The organism is Streptomyces sp. NPDC059454 (genome assembly GCF_042749965.1).
GTDB lineage: Bacteria > Actinomycetota > Actinomycetes > Streptomycetales > Streptomycetaceae > Streptomyces.
On record NZ_JBHYVC010000008.1, the window covers coordinates 174539 to 191587 of the forward strand.

Consider the following 17049-nt stretch of genomic DNA (forward strand, 5'->3'; position numbering starts at 1 on the left):
ACCCCCTCCCCCATGGCCCGAAAGGCGTGGGAGGTGCCCCCGTCGCCCTGCGGAACGACTGCCCACAGCCTGTCCTGGGCGACGGTTTCCATGAGATGTGGCGTCAGCTGTCACCCATCGGACGCAACGCCGCCTCCGGCGGTTACCGGCGGTTCGCCTGGACCGGGGCCGACTCCGACTGCCGGGGCTGGTTCGAGGAGCAGGCCCGTAGCCGGCAGTTGACCTATGAGACCGACCGGAACGGGAATCAGTGGGCCTGGCTGGGTGAACCCGCGCGGGGGGACGCCGTCGTCACCGGATCGCATCTGGACTCCGTGCCCGACGGCGGGGCCTTCGACGGACCCCTCGGAGTCGTGTCCGCCTTCGCCGCCCTCGACGAACTGCGCCGACGGGGCGTGCGCTTCGCCAAGCCCCTCGGCATCGTCAACTTCGGGGACGAGGAGGGCGCCCGCTTCGGGCTCGCCTGCGTCGGCTCCCGGCTCACCGCGGGCGCGCTCACCGTCGAACAGGCCCACCGGCTCACCGACGGGGACGGCATCACGCTCCCGGAGGCCATGGAGGCCGCCGGGTACGACCCCGACGCCATCGGCCCCGATCCCGGACGGCTCGACCGCATCGGCGCCTTCGTCGAGCTCCACGTCGAACAGGGCCGCGCCCTCGACCTGTCCGGCGACCGCATCGGCATCGCGTCCGCCATCTGGCCGCACGGCCGCTGGCGGTTCGACTTCCGGGGCGAGGCCAACCACGCCGGCACCACCCGGCTCGCCGACCGGCGCGACCCCATGCTGCCGTACGCCGAGACCGTCCTCGCCGCCCGCCGCGAGGCGGAACTCGCCGGTGCCGTGGCCACCTTCGGCAAGGTCGCCGTCGAGCCGAACGGCGTCAACGCCGTCCCCTCCCTGGTGCGCGGCTGGCTCGACTCCCGCGCCGCCGACCAGCGGAGCCTGGACGCCGTCGTGGACGGCGTGCGGAGGGCCGCCCGCGCCCACGCGCAGGAGCACGGCGTCACCCTCGACGTCGAACGCGAGTCCTTCACCCCCGTCGTCGAGTTCGACCACGCCCTGCGCGACGAACTCGCCCGCATCCTCGGCACCGGCACCGGCCTCGAGGTGCCCGTCCTCGGCACCGGCGCCGGACACGACGCCGGAATCCTCTCCGGACGCGTCCCGACCGCCATGCTGTTCGTGCGCAACCCCACCGGCGTCTCGCACTCCCCGGCCGAGTCCGCCACCGAGGACGACTGCGTGGCCGGGGTCCTCGCCCTTGCCGACGTACTGGAAGGACTGGCCTGCGCGTGACTGCCACCCCGCGAACGTACTGGCTGGAGCACGCCTGGCTCGGCGCCCTCCCCCAGGCTCTCGGCTCCGCTCGAGCCGGGGGGACCCCCATCGAGCCGGGTGTGGCCGTCGAGGTCCGTGCCGGCCGCATCACCGCCGTCCGCCCGGACACCCCCGCCCCGCCGTCCGGCGCCGAGATCCTGCGCGGACTGACCCTCCCGGGACTGGCGAACGCCCACAGCCACGCCTTCCACCGCGCCCTGCGCTCCACCGTCCAGGTCGGCTCCGGCACCTTCTGGACCTGGCGCGAGATCATGTACGCCACGGCCGACCGGCTCACCCCGGACACCTACCACGCCCTCGCCCGGGCCGTGTACGCCGAGATGGCGCTGGCGGGCATCACGACGGTCGGCGAGTTCCACTACGTCCACCACGCCCCCGGGGGCACGCCCTACGCCGACCCCAACGCCATGGGCGAGGCGCTCATCGAGGCCGCCGCCGAAGCCGGTGTCCGCATCACCCTCCTCGACACCGCCTACCTCTCCTCCGGCTTCGGACAGCCCCCCACCACCGACCAGCTCCGCTTCTCCGACGGCGACGCGGACGCCTGGGCCGATCGCTGTTCAGTTCTCAAGGAACGGGAGCACGCCCGGATCGGGGCGGCGATCCACTCCGTCCGGGCCGTACCGGCGGAGCAGTTGGCGACCGTGGCACGGTGGGCCGAGGAGCGGCGGGCCCCGCTCCATGTGCACCTGTCCGAGCAGACCGCCGAGAACGACGCCTGCCGGGAGATCCACGGCTGCACCCCGGCGCAGCTCCTGGCCCTGCACGGCGTCCTCGGACCGCGCACCACCGGCGTCCACAACACCCACCTCACCGCCGAGGACATCTCCCTCATCGGCGGCAGCGGCACCGGCACCTGCATGTGCCCGACGACCGAACGCGACCTCGCCGACGGCATCGGTCCCGCCGCCGCCCTGCAGAACGAGGGCTCCCCGCTCTCCCTCGGCTCCGACAGCCACGCCGTGATCGACCTGTTCGAAGAGGCACGCGCGATGGAGCTCGACGAGCGCCTGCGCACCCGCACCCGCGGCCACTGGACGGCCGCCGCGCTGCTGCGGGCCGCCACCGCCGACGGACACACCGCCCTCGGCTGGGACGGCATCGGAAGCATCGAGGCCGGGGCGCGCGCCGACCTCGTCACGATCGCCCTCGACTCGGTCAGAACAGCGGGGCCCCTGCCCCGGTTCGGAGCCGAGACGGCCGTATTCGCGGCGACCGCTGCGGACGTACGCCACACGGTCGTGGGAGGCCGGCACGTCGTACGCGACGGGGCGCACACGCTCGTACCCGATGTGCCCGGAGCCCTCGCGCGGGCGGTCGAAGCCCTGCGAGCCCGACGACCACCCCTGAGGACGCCATGAGCAGCAGCACCGTCATCAGCAACATCGCCACGCTGGTCACCAACGACCCCTCCCTGGGTGACACTTCCCCCCTCGGTCTGGTCCGGGACGCGGCCGTCGTCATCGAGGGCGACCGCGTCGTGTGGACCGGTGAATCAAGCAAAGCACCCGCCACTGACAACCGGGTCGACGCCGAGGGCCGGGCGGTCCTCCCGGGCTTCGTCGACTCGCACTCCCACCTGGTCTTCGCGGGCGACCGCACCGAGGAGTTCAACGCCCGGATGTCCGGCCGCCCGTACAGCGCGGGCGGCATCCGCACCACCGTCGCCGCCACCCGGGCCGCCGGCGACGGGGAACTGGAGGCGAACCTCACCCGCTTCCTCGACGAGGCGCTCCGCCAGGGCACCACGACCTTCGAGACCAAGTCCGGCTACGGCCTGACCGTCGAGGACGAGGCCCGCGCCCTGCGCCTGGCCGCCCGCCACACCGACGAGGTCACCTACCTCGGCGCCCACGTGGTCGCGCCCGAGTACGCCGAGGACCCGGCCGGATACGTCGCCCTGGTCACCGGCGAGATGCTGGACGCCTGCGCGCCGCACGCCCGCTGGATCGACGTCTTCTGCGAGGAGGGCGCCTTCGACGGCGACCAGGCCCGCGCGATCCTCACCGCCGGAAAGGCGAGGGGCCTGCACCCGCGCGTCCACGCCAACCAGCTCTCGTACGGCCCCGGCGTCCAGCTGGCCGTCGAGCTCGACGCGGCCAGCGCCGACCACTGCACCCACCTCACCGACGCGGACGTGGACGCCCTCGCAGGCGGAAACACCGTCGCCACCCTGCTCCCCGGCGCCGAGTTCTCCACCCGCGCCGCGTGGCCGGACGCCCGCCGGCTGCTGGACGCGGGCGTCACCGTCGCGCTGTCCACCGACTGCAACCCCGGCTCGTCCTTCACGTCCTCCGTCCCCTTCTGCGTCGCGCTCGCGGTGCGGGACATGGGGATGACGCCGGACGAGGCGGTCTGGTCGGCCACGGCGGGCGGCGCGGCGGCCCTGCGCCGCACCGACATCGGCCGCCTGACCCCGGGCGCGTACGCCGACCTCACCCTCCTCGACGCCCCGAGCCACGTCCACCTCGCCTACCGGCCCGGTGTCCCGCTGGTCGCGGGGGTGTGGCGACGGGGCGTACGCAGGGCGTGAGCGGCTCGACGCCCCCTGGGCGTACCGGGGCACGACTGGACACTCCCGGGCGTCCCGAAGGGGGCGGCCCGGCTTCGGACCGCCCCCCTGGAGGGCAGGCGTCACCCGGTGAGGGTCATTCCTCGACAGTGAGCCCCTTGCGCAGCTTCACCAGCGTCCGCGACAGCAGGCGGGAGACATGCATCTGGGAGATGCCCAGTTCCTCGCCGATCTCCGACTGGGTCATGCCCGCGACGAAGCGCAGGGAGAGGATCTTCCGGTCCCGCGGCGGCAGTTCGGCGATCAGCGGCTTCAACGACTCGATGTACTCGATGCCTTCGAGCCCGTGGTCCTCGTATCCGATCCGGTCCGCCAGGGCGCCCTCGGCGTCGTCCTCCTCCGGCTGGGCGTCCAGCGAGGAGGCGGTGTAGGCGTTCGACGCCGCCATGCCCTCGATGACCTCGTCGTTGCCGATGCCCAGGCGCTCGGCCAGTTCGGCCACCGTCGGCGCCCGGTCCAGCTGCTGGGCCAGCTCGTCACCGGCCTTGGCCAGGTCGAGCCGGAGCTCCTGCAGCCGGCGCGGTACGCGCACGGACCACGAGGTGTCGCGGAAGAAGCGCTTGATCTCGCCGATGATGGTGGGCATCGCGAAAGTGGGGAACTCCACACCGCGCGACAGCTCGAAGCGGTCGATCGCCTTGATCAGGCCGATGGTGCCGACCTGGATGATGTCCTCCATCGGCTCGCTGCGCGAGCGGAAACGGGAGGCGGCGAACTTGACCAGGGCGAGGTTCAGTTCGACGAGTGTGTTGCGTACGTACGAATACTCGTAGGTGCCTTCCTCCAGCGACTCCAGGCGCTCGAAGAGGGTCTTGGAGAGGGCTCGCGCGTCGACCGGGCCCACCTCGTCGTACGGGGGGATCTCCGGAAGTCCGGCGAGCAGGTCGTCCCGGACGACGCTCATGTCGTCCCGCTCGATGGGATCCAGATGTTCCGGAGGGAGTGTCGACGTCGCTTTCGGGGTACGCGATGCGTCGAGCCGGGGTGACATGATGTCCTCCATCGTTCTCGGCATATGGCTGCCGAAGCCGATACGTGCACTGCGGTGTGCGGCGCCTCCAAAGCCGGCCGTGTCGGTTGCGTGTTCTTACTAGCCCTACCCGCTTTCCCGAGCCGACCGCAAGTGCGTTACGTTCATATATGTCCGTTTGTGTGCGATTGTTCGGCTGTCGGAGTGTGGCCATAAGGCGTAATGTTCGAGGACGTCAGCAGGCAGCCACGAGGTCGGGAGAGAGAGACGGCATGGACCGCGGGACGGTCGGCAGCGCACAGTCTGGCCGGCTTCTGGTCGAGGTGCGAGAAGAGGGCCCCAGTGCCGTCGTGACTCCGGCGGGTGAGTTGGATCACCACACCGCCGATCTGTTGCGGGAGCCACTGGAGGACTGCCTCGCCAAGGGATTCAAGCGGCTTGTCATTGACTGCTCCCGGCTGGAGTTCTGTGACTCCACGGGGCTGAATGTGCTGCTCGGTGCCCGGTTGAAGGCCGAGGCGGCCGGGGGTGGGGTTCATCTCGTGGGGATGCAGCCCGTCGTCGCGCGCGTCTTCGAAATCACGGGAGCGGACGCGGTGTTCACCGTCCACGACACGCTCGAGGCGGCGCTGGCCGACGATTCCGCGTGACGCGCGCGGGCAGGCCCGGCCGGGCTCTCGCGCCGCCCTCACCGCCGGAGGGCCGCTTCCGTGGTGCGGAGGGCTGCCCCCGTGGTGCGGAGGGCCGCCTCCGTCGCGCGGAGGGCCGCTTCCGTGGCGCCTTTTCGTGCGAATACGGGGGTGTCCCTCCGGTCCGCCCGGGCAGGAGACATCCTGGGCGTGCCGGACGCGGTGGTCGCGAGGGTGCCGGGAACCGGATGCGCCGTCCGCGCGTGATCGACCGAGTACGGAAACTTTTGAATCGTGAACTGGTGACACGGTGAGGTGAAGCGCTGATGAGCACCACCCGGCCCTACCCGCCGGGCGACCGCGGTCCGGAGCCCGGCGGCGCTTCCGGGGCGCCCGGGGGCGGCGCGCCGGCGGGGGGCGCCCCCGGCAGGGGCGTCGCCGGGCCCACCGCGCCATCGGGGGCTTCCGGATCGTCGGGCGGCGGCCAGGTCCGTCGGCTGGGCTTCGACGGTGAGAGCGGCGTCGTACCGCTCGCCCGTGACTTCACCCGCCAGGCACTGTACGCGTGGGGCTGGCTGCCCGCCGCCACCGCCGACCAGCGGGCCGCCGCCGAGGACGTCCTGCTCGTCGTCTCCGAACTGGTCACCAACGCCTGCCTGCACGCCGAGGGGCCGGACCATCTGGCCATCACCTGCGACAAGAAGGTGATCCGGATCGAGGTCACCGACCGGGGCACGGGCCAGCCGGCCCCGCGCACCCCGCACCGGGCGGGCCGCCCGGGAGGCCACGGCATGTTCATCGTGCAGCGGCTCTGCCTGGACTGGGGGGTCGTACGGGCCCCGGACGTCGCGGGCAAGACGGTCTGGGCGGAACTCGGAGCACCCGCGTAGTTCCGGCCTGCCGCGCCCGGCGTCGGCCCGGGCTGCTCCTGACCCGAGGGTTTTCGCCCCTGCCGCCCCTTCCCGTCCCGACCCTGGGGCTCCGCCCCGGGGAAGGGGCGGCGAGGGCGAAAGAAGCAAGTGGCCGTATGCGCCTCGCCCCGCGTCCCACCCCGCGAACGCCCGAAGGGTCCCGCATCCACCGGATGCGGGACCCTTCGGGCCGAGCCGTGGGGGAAAGACTCAGCGCACGTCGCCCATGAGGGCCTTGACCTTGTTGCGGTACATCCACACCGCGACACCGGCGGCCACCGCGAGGCCGGCCTCCATCGCGACGATGCCCGTCTTGTTCAGGTCGACGCCGGCGATGGAGAGCAGACCGGTCGTGGCGTCACCGGCGGTGACGGCCAGGAACCAGACGCCCATCATCTGCGAGGCGTACTTCGCGGGCGCCATCTTCGTGGTGACCGACAGGCCGACCGGGGAGAGCAGCAGCTCACCGAGGGTCTGCGTGAAGTAGATCGCCACCAGCCACAGCGCCGCGGCCTTGTGACCGCCCTCGGCGATCGACAGCGGGGCGAGGAAGAGGAAGAAGGACACGCCGACCAGCATCAGACCGGACGCGAACTTGACGATCGTGCTCGGCTCCTTGCCGCGCCGGTTCAGCGCCAGCCAGATCCAGGCGAAGACCGGGGCCAGCGCCATGATCAGGACCGGGTTGACCGACTGGTACCAGGAGACCGGGAAGTCCCAGCCGAGGACGCTGTTCTCGGCCGACGAGTCGGCGAAGATCGACAGGGTCGAGCCGCCCTGGTCGTAGATCATCCAGAAGATCGCGGCGGCGACGAAGAACCAGATGTACGCGGACATCTTCGACTGCTCGGCGCGGTCCAGGTCCTTGTCGCGCTTGATGCGGGCGATCACCATCACCGGGACGATCACACCGAGCAGCGTCAGCGGGACCAGGATCCAGTTCAGGGTGTAGTTGCCGGTGAAGCCGACGACGGCGTACGCGACGACGGCGATGCCCGCCCAGAACGCGGCCTTGCGCAGCGTCGAGGACTTCTCCTCGGCCGACAGCGGCTTCGGGACGACGCTGGAGCGCGCGTCCAGGTGGCGGCTGCCCAGCAGGAACTGCGCGACGCCCAGACCCATGCCCAGCGCGGCGAGCGCGAAGCCCAGGTGCCAGTCGACGCTCTCACCGATGGTGCCGATGATCAGCGGCGCGGCGAAGGCACCCAGGTTGATGCCCATGTAGAAGACGGTGAAGCCGCCGTCCCGGCGCGGGTCGTCCGGGCCCTGGTAGAGCTGGCCGACCATCGTGGAGATGTTGGCCTTCAGCAGGCCGGAGCCGATGGCGACCAGGCCGAGCCCCGCGTAGAAGGTGCCGGTGGACGGCAGGGCCAGCGTCAGGTGGCCCAGCATGATGATTCCGCCGGCGACGGCGACGGTCTTGCGGGGACCCCAGACGCGGTCGCCGAACCAGCCGCCCGGCATGGTGAGCAGGTACACCAGCGAGAGGTACACCGAGTAGATCGCGGTCGCGGTGCCCGCGCTCAGACCCAGGCCGCCCGGCGCGACGAGGTACAGCGGGAGCAGAGCCCTCATGCCGTAGTAGGAGAAACGCTCCCACATCTCCGTCATGAAGAGAGTGGCCAGTCCGCGGGGGTGGCCGAAGAAGGTCTTCTCGGATCCGGGGGTGCCCGGAGTGACCGAGTCCTTCGTCAGGCTGGACGCCATGGTCGATCCTTGCTGGTCGGGACGCGTCGCGCGAGCGTGTACGCGCCCGGTGGGGGGCGGCCGGCACCGGCGGGGCCGTACCGTCCACCCCACGCCCGGGGGAGGCCGCTCCGGGTCGCGGAACGGCGGACGGCGACCACCGGGATCCACGCCCCACCGTGCGTCTGCGCGCGACGGGGCCCGGCCACAGGTCATTCCTTCCGGGGCCGGCGCACAGGCCGGCCCGCACACAAAAGAGACCCTCGGCGTCAACTGCGCCAAAGGTCCCTGTGGTGCAACAGGCGTTGATTCACCATACGGCAGGGCAGTGCCGGATATGGAAGGACTTGAGACACGGATCACAGGTTTTATCGGAACCGCGATCACCCATTCGAAGGTCCTCATCAGGTTCGCACCCCACACCCGCAGGCGCGAATCGGGACCGCCCCAGGTGAGAAACGGGTATGCCGGAGGTAAGGATCAACGCCCGCGATCACACCCCGGGCCCCGTGGCGGCGGGACTACCATCACTGGCATGACCCGTGTACTGCTCGCCGAGGACGACGCGTCCATCTCGGAGCCGCTGGCCCGCGCCCTGCGCCGGGAGGGCTACGAAGTCGAGGTGCGTGAGGACGGACCCACCGCGCTCGAGGCCGGCATGCGGGGCGGCGTCGACCTGGTGGTGCTGGACCTCGGACTGCCCGGCATGGACGGCCTGGAGGTCGCCCGCCGGCTCCGCTCCGAGGGGCACACGGTCCCCCTGCTGATCCTGACCGCGCGCGCCGACGAGGTGGACACGGTCGTCGGCCTGGACGCGGGCGCCGACGACTACGTCACCAAGCCGTTCCGGCTCGCCGAGCTGCTGGCCCGGGTCCGGGCCCTGCTGCGGCGCGGTTCCGCCGAGCCCCAGCAGCCGCCCGCCACCCACGGGGTGCGCATCGACGTCGAGTCGCACCGGGCCTGGATGGGCGACGAGGAGCTCCAGCTCACCGCGAAGGAGTTCGACCTGCTGCGGGTCCTGGTGCGGGACGCGGGCCGGGTCGTCACCCGCGACCAGCTGATGCGCGAGGTCTGGGACACCACCTGGTGGTCCTCCACCAAGACCCTCGACATGCACATCTCCTGGCTGCGCAAGAAGCTGGGCGACGACGCGGCCAACCCCCGCTACATCGCGACCGTGCGCGGCGTGGGCTTCCGTTTCGAGAAGAGCTGAACCCCCGCCGGGGTTCACCAGTGGGTAAGAGGACATGCGCCGCCGTCTGATCCAGTCCACGCTCGCCGTGGTGCTCGTCGTGATCGCCGTCTTCGGCGTCTCCCTGGTGATCGTCGAGACCCGCACCATCAGCGAGAGCGCCAGGGAGCGGGTGGAGTCCGAGGCGGTACGGCTGGCCAGCATCGTCGACAGCCGGCTGATCGTCGAGGACCAGGTCACCGCCGAGATCCTCAGCAACCAGGTCACCGAGGACCGGTACGCCGTCATCCGGATCCCCGGCAAGCCGCCCATCGAGGTCGGCACCGAGCCGGACGGCGACGTCATCAGCGCCTCGGCACCCGGCGAGGAGGGCGAGACGGTCACCGTCCAGGAGCCGCGCTCCTCGGTGACCCGGGAGGTCGGCCGTACGCTGCTGATCATCGGCCTGGTGGCACTCCTCGCGGTGATCGCGGCGGTGCTGTTGGCGATCCGCCAGGCCAGCAGGCTCGCCTCCCCGCTGACCGACCTCGCGGAGACCGCCGAACGCCTCGGCTCCGGCGACCCCCGCCCCCGCCACCGCCGCTACGGCGTTCCCGAGCTGGACCGGGTCGCGGACGTGCTGGACCGCTCCGCCGAGCGCATCGCCCGCATGCTGACCGCGGAGCGGCGGCTGGCCGCCGACGCCTCCCACCAGCTGCGCACGCCCCTCACCGCCCTGTCCATGCGCCTCGAGGAGATCACCCTCACCGACGACCCGGACACGGTGAAGGAGGAGGCCACGATCGCGCTGGCGCAGGTGGAGCGGCTGACGGACGTGGTGGAGCGGCTGCTGACCAACTCCCGCGACCCGCGCACCGGCTCCGCGGTCACCTTCGACCTCGACGAGGTGATCCAACAGCAGCTCGCCGAGTGGCGCCCCGCCTACCGCAGCGCGGGCCGCGCGATCGTCACCTCGGGCAAGCGGCACCTGCGGGCGGTGGGCACGCCGGGCGCGGTCGCCCAGGTGCTGGCGGCGCTGATCGAGAACTCGCTGATGCACGGCGGCGGCACGGTCGCCCTGCGCACCAGGGTCACCGGCAACCAGGTCGTCGTCGAGGTCACCGACGAGGGCCCGGGCGTTCCCGCCGACCTGGGCTCGCGGATCTTCGAACGGGCGATCAGCGGCCACAACTCCACCGGCATCGGCCTCGCCGTCGCCCGCGACCTGGCGGAGGCGGACGGCGGCCGGCTGGAGATGCTCCAGGCCACCCCGGCCGTCTTCGGCCTGTTCCTCTCCCGCACGCCGCCGCAGAAGTCCCCGGACGACGAGGCCCGCCGCACGGTGCGCTGACGGCTACGGCACGCGCTGCTTCGCGCGGGAGCCGTCGGAGGGCGCGCCCCTCGGCACCGGCTCCCGGACCGGCAGCGCGCGGAACACCCAGGTGCGGTACGACCAGAAGCGGAACAGGGTCGCCACGCCGATGCCGAGGAACTTGAAGATGTTGCTCTGCAGCGGGCTGTCCCAGCCGAAGCCGTACGTCGCCGTGTACAGCACGCCGTTCTCGATCACCAGGCCGACCGCGCTGAACAGCAGGAACAGCGTCATCTCCCGGGTGCGCCCGGACTTGTCGCGGTCCCGGTAGGCGAAGTAGCGGAAGCCGATGTAGTTGCAGACGATCGCGACGACGGTCGCGATGACGCTCGCCCGTACCACCTGGAGGTCCGTGACCTGCCGGACCAGGTTGAACACGAGGAGATTGACCAGCAGACCGACTCCGCCGACCGCGCCGAACTTCACGACCTCACGGACGAGCCGGTCGATCCGCTCCCGCACGGTGCCGCGCGGGGGGGAAGCCGGGGCCGTGGTCGGAGGCCCGGAGGAACCGTGTCCCATGGTCGTGCCGGCCCCCGTCCATCGTGTGGCGTCAACCAGACCATGCTAACCACCCGTCCTCGCGATCTTCCTGCGGACGAAGGACCCGACCGCGGATCGTCCGGGGAGAGGCCGGTAAACAGGCCACGGTGGCTCGGCCGATACCCTGGGGGCGTGACGTTCCCGGTAGTCGGCATGGTCGGCGGTGGCCAGCTCGCTCGTATGACACACGAGGCGGGCATCCCGCTCGGCATCAGGTTCAAGCTCCTCAGTGACACTCCGCAGGATTCCGCGGCGCAGGTCGCCGGCGATGTCGTCGTCGGCGACTACCGCGACCTGGAGACGCTGCGCGCCTTCGCGCGCGGCTGCGACGTGATCACCTTCGACCACGAGCACGTGCCCACCGAGCACCTCAGGGCCCTGGAGGCGGACGGCATCCCCGTCCGCCCGGGCCCCGACGCGCTGGTGCACGCCCAGGACAAGGGGGTGATGCGCGCGAAGCTCGACGCGATCGGCGTGCCGTGCCCGCGGCACCGCATCGTCGCCGATCCCGAGGACGTGGCGGCGTTCGCGGCCGAGGGCGAGGGCTTCCCCGTGGTCCTCAAGACGGTCCGCGGCGGCTACGACGGCAAGGGCGTGTGGGTCGTCCGCTCCGTCGAGGAGGCCGCCGAGCCGTTCAAGGCCGGTGTCGCCGTCCTCGCCGAGGAGAAGGTCGACTTCGTGCGCGAGCTGGCCGCCAACGTGGTCCGCTCCCCGCACGGGCAGGCCGTCGCCTACCCCGTCGTCGAGTCGCGGCAGGTCGACGGCGTCTGCGACACGGTGATCGCGCCCGCTCCCGGCCTCGACGAGGCCCTCGCGCTGAAGGCCGAGGAGATGGCGCTGAACATCGCGGGGGAACTCGGCGTCGTCGGCCACCTCGCGGTCGAGCTGTTCCAGACCCGCGACGGCCGCATCCTCGTCAACGAGCTCGCGATGCGCCCGCACAACTCCGGACACTGGTCCATGGACGGCGCGATCACCTCGCAGTTCGCCAACCACGTCCGCGCCGTCCTCGACCTCCCGCTCGGCGACCCCCGCCCGCGCGCGAAGTGGACGGTCATGGTCAACGTCCTCGGCGGGGACTACCCGGACATGTACTCCGCGTACCTGCACTGCATGGCCCGCGACCCCCGGCTGAAGATCCACATGTACGGCAAGGACGTGAAGCCCGGCCGCAAGGTGGGCCACGTCAACACCTACGGCGACGACCTGGACGACGTGCTGGAGCGCGCCCGTCACGCAGCCGGCTACCTGAGAGGCACGATCACCGAATGAGCCCTGTTGTCGGCATCGTCATGGGGTCGGACTCCGACTGGCCCGTCATGGAGGCGGCGGCCAAGGCCCTCGACGAGTTCGAGGTCGCCTACGAGGTCGACGTCGTCTCCGCGCACCGCATGCCCCGCGAGATGATCGCCTACGGCGAGCAGGCCGCGGACCGGGGGCTGAAGGTGATCATCGCGGGCGCGGGCGGCGCCGCCCACCTGCCCGGCATGCTCGCCTCCGTGACCCCGCTGCCGGTCATCGGCGTGCCCGTGCCGCTGAAGCACCTCGACGGCATGGACTCCCTGCTGTCCATCGTGCAGATGCCGGCCGGTGTCCCGGTCGCCACCGTCTCCGTGGCCGGCGCGCGCAACGCGGGCCTGCTCGCGGTCCGGATCCTCGCCGCCCACGACGAGGAACTCCTCGGCCGGATGCGGGAGTTCCAGCAGGAGCTGAACGACCAGGCCACCGAGAAGGGCAAGCGGCTGCGCGCCAAGGCCGAGGGTTCCGGCGGCGGCTTCGGCTTCGGGAAGTGACGCGGATGACCTCGCTGGACCAGGCCCGGGAGCTGCTGCGCGAGTTCCCCGTCGTCGACGGGCACAACGACCTGCCGTGGGCGCTGCGCGAACAGGTCCGCTACGACCTCGGCGCCCGCGACATCGCCGGCGACCAGTCCGCCCACCTGCACACCGACATACCCCGGCTGCGCGCGGGCGGGGTCGGCGCGCAGTTCTGGTCGGTGTACGTCCGCGCGGACCTGCCCGACGCGGTGCCGTCCACCCTGGAACAGATCGACTGCGTACGGCAGTTGCTGGACCGCCATCCTCAGGAGCTGGCGCCCGCGCTGACCGCCGCCGACATGGAGGCCGCGCGCGACCAGGGCCGCATCGCCTCCCTCATGGGGGCGGAGGGCGGCCACTCCATCGCCAACTCCCTCGGCACGCTGCGGGGGTTGTACGACCTCGGCGTCCGCTACCTGACCCTCACCCACAACTTCAACGTGGCGTGGGCGGACTCGGCGACCGACGAGCCCGGCGTGGGCGGCCTGTCGGCCTTCGGCCGCGAGGTGGTGCGGGAGATGAACCGGCTCGGCATGCTGGTCGACCTCTCCCACGTCGCCGCCACGACCATGCGGGACGCGCTGGACGCCACCTCCGCGCCGGTGATCTTCTCGCACTCCTCCGCCCGCGCGGTCTGCGACCACCCGCGCAACATCCCCGACGACGTGCTGGAGCGGCTGCCCGCCAACGGCGGTGTCGCGATGGTGACGTTCGTGCCGAAGTTCGTGCTCCAGGCGGCCGTCGACTGGACGGCCGCGGCCGACGAGAACATGCGCGCGCACGGCTTCCACCACCTCGACACCACCGCAGAGGGGATGAAGGTGCACCGCGCCTTCGAGGAGGCCCACCCGCGCCCGGTCGCCACCGTGGCCACCGTGGCCGACCACCTCGACCACATGCGCGAGGTCGCCGGCGTCGACCACCTCGGCATCGGCGGCGACTACGACGGCACCGCCTTCACCCCCGACGGCCTGAAGGACGTCTCCGGCTACCCGAACCTGATCGCCGAGCTCCTCGACCGCGGCTGGTCGAAGGCCGACCTGGCCAAGCTCACGTGGAAGAACGCGGTACGGGTCCTGGGCGCGGCGGAGGACGTGGCGCGAGGGCTGCGGGAGACCCGGGGACCGTCCAACGCCACGCTCGAGTCGCTGGACGGCTGAAGGACGGCCCGGGACGGCCGTACCCCCGAACGCCGCGTTCACCAGGAAGCCGGTGGGTGCTCCGTGCGACGGTGACCGTACTGCCGAGGTCACGACGTACGGAGCCCGTGATGGCCGATCTCCAGGACGACCTGTACCCCGCCGCCGAGGTCGGCCGTATCGATGAGCCGCACCCCCCGGAGGCGGTCGTCGTCGCGCCGGAGACGTACGAGCCCGTCTCCGATCCGGACGCCGAGCCCCTGGCCCGCGCCCGCGCCGTCCTCGCCGCCCACCCCGTCGCCGACGGCTGCAGCGGACTGCCGCGGGCACTGCGCCGGCTGCCCTGGTACGACCTCGACCTGGGGGAGAGCGCCGTCGACGCGGACCTGCCCCGGCTGCGCGAGGGGCAGGTAGGCGCGGTGTTCTGGTCGCTGGACCTGCCCGGGGCCGACGACGGCGACCGGGCCGTCGGCGCCACCCTGGAGCAGCTGGACCTGGCGAAGACGGTGGTCGCCGCCCACGACGGGGGCCTGCGCCCGGCCCGCACCGCCGGAGAGGTCGCCGACGCCCGTAACTGCGGCCGGATCGCCGTCCTGTTCGGCCCCGCCGGCGCCGCCGCCCTCGGCGACTCCCTCGGCGTCCTGCGCTCGCTGCACACCCTCGGTCTGCGCGTGCTCACCCTGACCGGCGCCTCCTGGGCGGGCGCCGCGGGACTGACCCGGTTCGGCGAGGAGGTCGTCCGCGAGATGAACCGGGTCGGCGTGATCGCCGACCTCTCGTACGCTTCCACCCCGACGATCCGCCGTGTCCTGACCGTCTCCAGGGCGCCCGTGCTGTTCAGCCGCTCCGCCGCCCGCGCCCTGCGCCCCCACCCGGCCAATCTCTCCGACGAACTGCTCGCCGACGTGGGGAGGGCCAAGGGCCTGTGCATGGTGCCGCTGAACGCCGAGCAGTCCGGTCCGACCGTCCGTGACGTCGCCGACCACCTCGGCCACGTCCGCACGGTCGCCGGACCGGAGTGCGTCGGCCTGTCCGGCACCTACGACACCGGCGGCGCCCATCCGCAGGAGCTCGCCGACACCTCCTGCTACCCGAGACTGATCGCCGAACTGCTGCGGCGCGGCTGGGACGAGTCCGAGGTGGCCCTGCTGACCTGGGGCAACGCCCAGCGGGTGCTGCGCGAGGCCCACTTCACCGCGCACGTGGCCCAGCAGCGCCGCCCCCCGTCGACGGCGACCATCACCGACCTGGACGGCTGAGCGACGGGGTGGTCAGGGCTGTTCGATCCGGCAGAGGCAGAACGGATGCCCCGCCGGATCGGCGTACACCCGGAAGTCCTTGCGCTCGTAGTCCTCCCGGTCCAGCACCCGCGCCCCCAGGGCCAGCACCTTCTCCTCGGCCGCGTCGACCTCCTCCCAGGTCCCGCCGGCGTCGAAGTCGAGGTGGAACTGCTGGGAGTCGTGGTCGGCGCTCGGCCACTTCGGCGGGGTGTGCCCCGGCGCCCGCTGGAAGGCGAGCCGGGGTCCCGCGGGAATCTGCAGCACCACCCAGTCCGGGTCCTCCTCCACGGGCGTGCCGCCGCCGACGGCCGCGTAGAAGACGGCCAGTTCACGCGGGTCGGGGCAGTCGAGAACGACGGAACGGAAACGGGCCACGGGGGCCATGGATCATCCTCCGGGAATCAGCGGGTCAGCAGGCGCACAGGCAGAACGGGTGCCCGGCCGGATCCGCGTAAACCCGGAAGGTCCGCGCCCGGTCGTCCGCGTCCAGCGGCCTCGCGCCCAGCGCCAGCACCTCCTTCTCGGCCGCGTCCAGGTCCTCGACCGTCAGGTCCAGGTGGAACTGCTGCGAGCCGTCGGCCGACGGCCACCGCGGTGGTACGTGCCCCGGGGACGCCTGGAAGGCGAGGACCGGGCCGCCGGGCACCTTGAGGTCCACCCACTCGCCCTCGTCCACCACCGCGCCGCCCACGATCCCGGCGTAGAAATCGGCCAGCGCGCGCGGATCCGCACAGTCCAGGACGACGGAGCCCACCTTGGCAACGGACATGACTTCCTCCTCGTCGTTACCGGCAGAGCCGGTCAACCGGTATTCGTTACTGCATGCTGCCCTATTGGGGGTAACGTCGCAAGGGAATAACGGGAGGTACGGTCCAGGCATGAGTGAGAGAGCGGCCCCGCCCGGGAAACTGGCCCTGGTCCAGGCCCTGGTCAACACGCTGGACATCGAGTCGGGCGCCGACGCGCTGGACACGGCGGACGGCCGCGCGCCCTTCGGGCTCACCGAGGCCACCGCCGTCCCCGCCCGCGAACTGCGCGAGTCCCTGCGCGCCACCCTGCTCGCCCACGCCGGACACCCGCCCCACCGCGCGGTCACCCCGCTCGGCGAGCTGCTGGCCCGGGCGCCCCTGGTGGTCACGGTCGACCCGGCGGACGGCTCCGCCGCCCTCGCCCCCGTCGACGACGGGCCCCTGCTCGCCCGCACGGCCGCCGCCGTCGCCGAAGCGGTCACGGCGGGCACCTGGAGCCGGCTGAAGGCCTGCGAGGCCGCGGACTGCCACTGGGCGTACTACGACCGCAGCCCCGCCGGACGCGGCCGCTGGTGCTCCATGCAGGTGTGCGGGGCCCGCGCGAAGATGCGCCGGTACCGGGCGAAGAGCGCGTAGGCGCTCCGCTGGAGGTACGGCGGTGTGTCGTCGGTCGTCCGCTGCGCCGTCGTGGCCGGTCGCGCCCACGCGGCGGCAGCCGCACGCCGGTACGGTCCCGCGCTTCTTCGGGGCGCTGCCGAACCGCGGCGGACTTCACCGGACCCGCTGGGGAAGGGCGCGTAGCCGCACCGCGTCCGCGCCCGGTTTGGCAGAATGCGGCAGGACGCCGGTTCGGCCGACTGAGCCTCGGCC

17 protein-coding genes are annotated in these 17049 nt (G+C 72.2%); 12 read left to right on the plus strand and 5 right to left on the minus strand.

The genetic code is table 11. From position 1 onward, the window contains the following. The first annotated feature begins 95 nt into the window (after positions 1-95). From ACFXAE_RS08620 to hutI, 3 genes are read left to right on the plus strand one after another with little or no spacing between them, the layout of a single operon-like run. Positions 96-1298 carry an allantoate amidohydrolase gene (locus ACFXAE_RS08620; protein ID WP_384710068.1) on the plus strand — a complete coding sequence of 401 codons (1203 nt, stop codon included), beginning with the start codon at positions 96-98 and terminating at the stop codon, positions 1296-1298. After that, on the plus strand, positions 1295-2701 hold the full coding sequence (locus tag ACFXAE_RS08625) for a formimidoylglutamate deiminase (RefSeq protein WP_384710071.1): 1407 nt from the start codon (positions 1295-1297) through the stop codon (positions 2699-2701). The genes ACFXAE_RS08620 and ACFXAE_RS08625 overlap by 4 nt, the downstream gene beginning before the upstream one ends. Further along, on the plus strand, positions 2698-3873 hold the full coding sequence (gene hutI, locus ACFXAE_RS08630) for an imidazolonepropionase (RefSeq protein WP_384710074.1): 1176 nt from the start codon (positions 2698-2700) through the stop codon (positions 3871-3873). The genes ACFXAE_RS08625 and hutI overlap by 4 nt, the downstream gene beginning before the upstream one ends. A 115-nt stretch (positions 3874-3988) precedes the next feature. On the opposite strand, the gene ACFXAE_RS08635 is transcribed toward hutI, so the two are convergent. Beyond that, positions 3989-4903, minus strand: a complete 915-nt coding sequence (locus ACFXAE_RS08635; protein WP_384710135.1) for an RNA polymerase sigma factor SigF — start codon at positions 4901-4903, stop codon at positions 3989-3991. Between the two features lie 251 nt (positions 4904-5154). On the opposite strand from ACFXAE_RS08635, the gene ACFXAE_RS08640 reads away from it, so the two are divergent. Together ACFXAE_RS08640 and ACFXAE_RS08645 are read left to right on the plus strand one after the other, a co-directional pair. Then, the gene (locus tag ACFXAE_RS08640) at positions 5155-5532 is read left to right on the plus strand and encodes an STAS domain-containing protein (protein ID WP_030870057.1); all 378 of its coding nucleotides are present in this window, start codon (positions 5155-5157) and stop codon (positions 5530-5532) included. A gap of 305 nt (positions 5533-5837) precedes the next feature. After that, entirely contained in the window at positions 5838-6401 is a 564-nt protein-coding gene (locus ACFXAE_RS08645; RefSeq protein ID WP_384710078.1) for an ATP-binding protein, read from the plus strand. Between the two features lie 231 nt (positions 6402-6632). Here the strand turns inward: ACFXAE_RS08645 and ACFXAE_RS08650 are convergent, their stop codons facing one another. After that, positions 6633-8129, minus strand: a complete 1497-nt coding sequence (locus tag ACFXAE_RS08650) for an oligopeptide:H+ symporter (RefSeq protein ID WP_384710080.1) — start codon at positions 8127-8129, stop codon at positions 6633-6635. 514 nt (positions 8130-8643) lie between these two features. Between ACFXAE_RS08650 and ACFXAE_RS08655 the strand changes: the two genes are divergently transcribed. After that, entirely contained in the window at positions 8644-9321 is a 678-nt protein-coding gene (locus tag ACFXAE_RS08655) for a response regulator transcription factor (RefSeq protein WP_384710083.1), read from the plus strand. Positions 9322-9355: 34 nt separating this feature from the next. Further along, a complete protein-coding gene (locus ACFXAE_RS08660; protein WP_384710085.1) occupies positions 9356-10630 on the plus strand; it encodes an ATP-binding protein in 1275 nt (424 codons plus the stop codon). Positions 10631-10633: 3 nt separating this feature from the next. Here ACFXAE_RS08660 and ACFXAE_RS08665 read toward each other — a convergent pair whose 3' ends face one another. Further along, positions 10634-11173, minus strand: a complete 540-nt coding sequence (locus ACFXAE_RS08665) for a GtrA family protein (protein ID WP_384710088.1) — start codon at positions 11171-11173, stop codon at positions 10634-10636. A gap of 153 nt (positions 11174-11326) precedes the next feature. On the opposite strand from ACFXAE_RS08665, the gene ACFXAE_RS08670 reads away from it, so the two are divergent. The 4 genes from ACFXAE_RS08670 (at position 11327) to ACFXAE_RS08685 (ending at position 15409) form a co-directional block, all read left to right on the plus strand. Beyond that, positions 11327-12466, plus strand: a complete 1140-nt coding sequence (locus ACFXAE_RS08670) for a 5-(carboxyamino)imidazole ribonucleotide synthase (RefSeq protein ID WP_384710091.1) — start codon at positions 11327-11329, stop codon at positions 12464-12466. Further along, complete coding sequence (gene purE / locus ACFXAE_RS08675) at positions 12463-12987, plus strand: 5-(carboxyamino)imidazole ribonucleotide mutase (RefSeq protein WP_384710094.1); 525 nt, start codon at positions 12463-12465, stop codon at positions 12985-12987. Before ACFXAE_RS08670 ends, purE begins: the two co-directional genes overlap by 4 nt. A 5-nt stretch (positions 12988-12992) precedes the next feature. Next, positions 12993-14171: a dipeptidase gene (locus tag ACFXAE_RS08680; protein WP_384710097.1), complete on the plus strand. Its 1179-nt coding sequence runs from the start codon at positions 12993-12995 to the stop codon at positions 14169-14171. A 110-nt stretch (positions 14172-14281) separates the two neighbouring features. After that, positions 14282-15409, plus strand: a complete 1128-nt coding sequence (locus ACFXAE_RS08685; protein WP_384710100.1) for a dipeptidase — start codon at positions 14282-14284, stop codon at positions 15407-15409. Positions 15410-15421: 12 nt separating this feature from the next. Here ACFXAE_RS08685 and ACFXAE_RS08690 read toward each other — a convergent pair whose 3' ends face one another. Further along, entirely contained in the window at positions 15422-15814 is a 393-nt protein-coding gene (locus ACFXAE_RS08690; RefSeq protein ID WP_384710103.1) for a VOC family protein, read from the minus strand. 25 nt (positions 15815-15839) lie between these two features. Next, positions 15840-16199 carry a VOC family protein gene (locus ACFXAE_RS08695; protein WP_384710105.1) on the minus strand — a complete coding sequence of 120 codons (360 nt, stop codon included), beginning with the start codon at positions 16197-16199 and terminating at the stop codon, positions 15840-15842. Between the two features lie 109 nt (positions 16200-16308). Between ACFXAE_RS08695 and ACFXAE_RS08700 the strand changes: the two genes are divergently transcribed. Next, positions 16309-16815 (plus strand): CGNR zinc finger domain-containing protein, encoded by a 507-nt coding sequence (locus ACFXAE_RS08700; RefSeq protein ID WP_384710108.1) that lies wholly within the window; start codon positions 16309-16311, stop codon positions 16813-16815. Positions 16816-17049 lie beyond the last annotated feature (234 nt).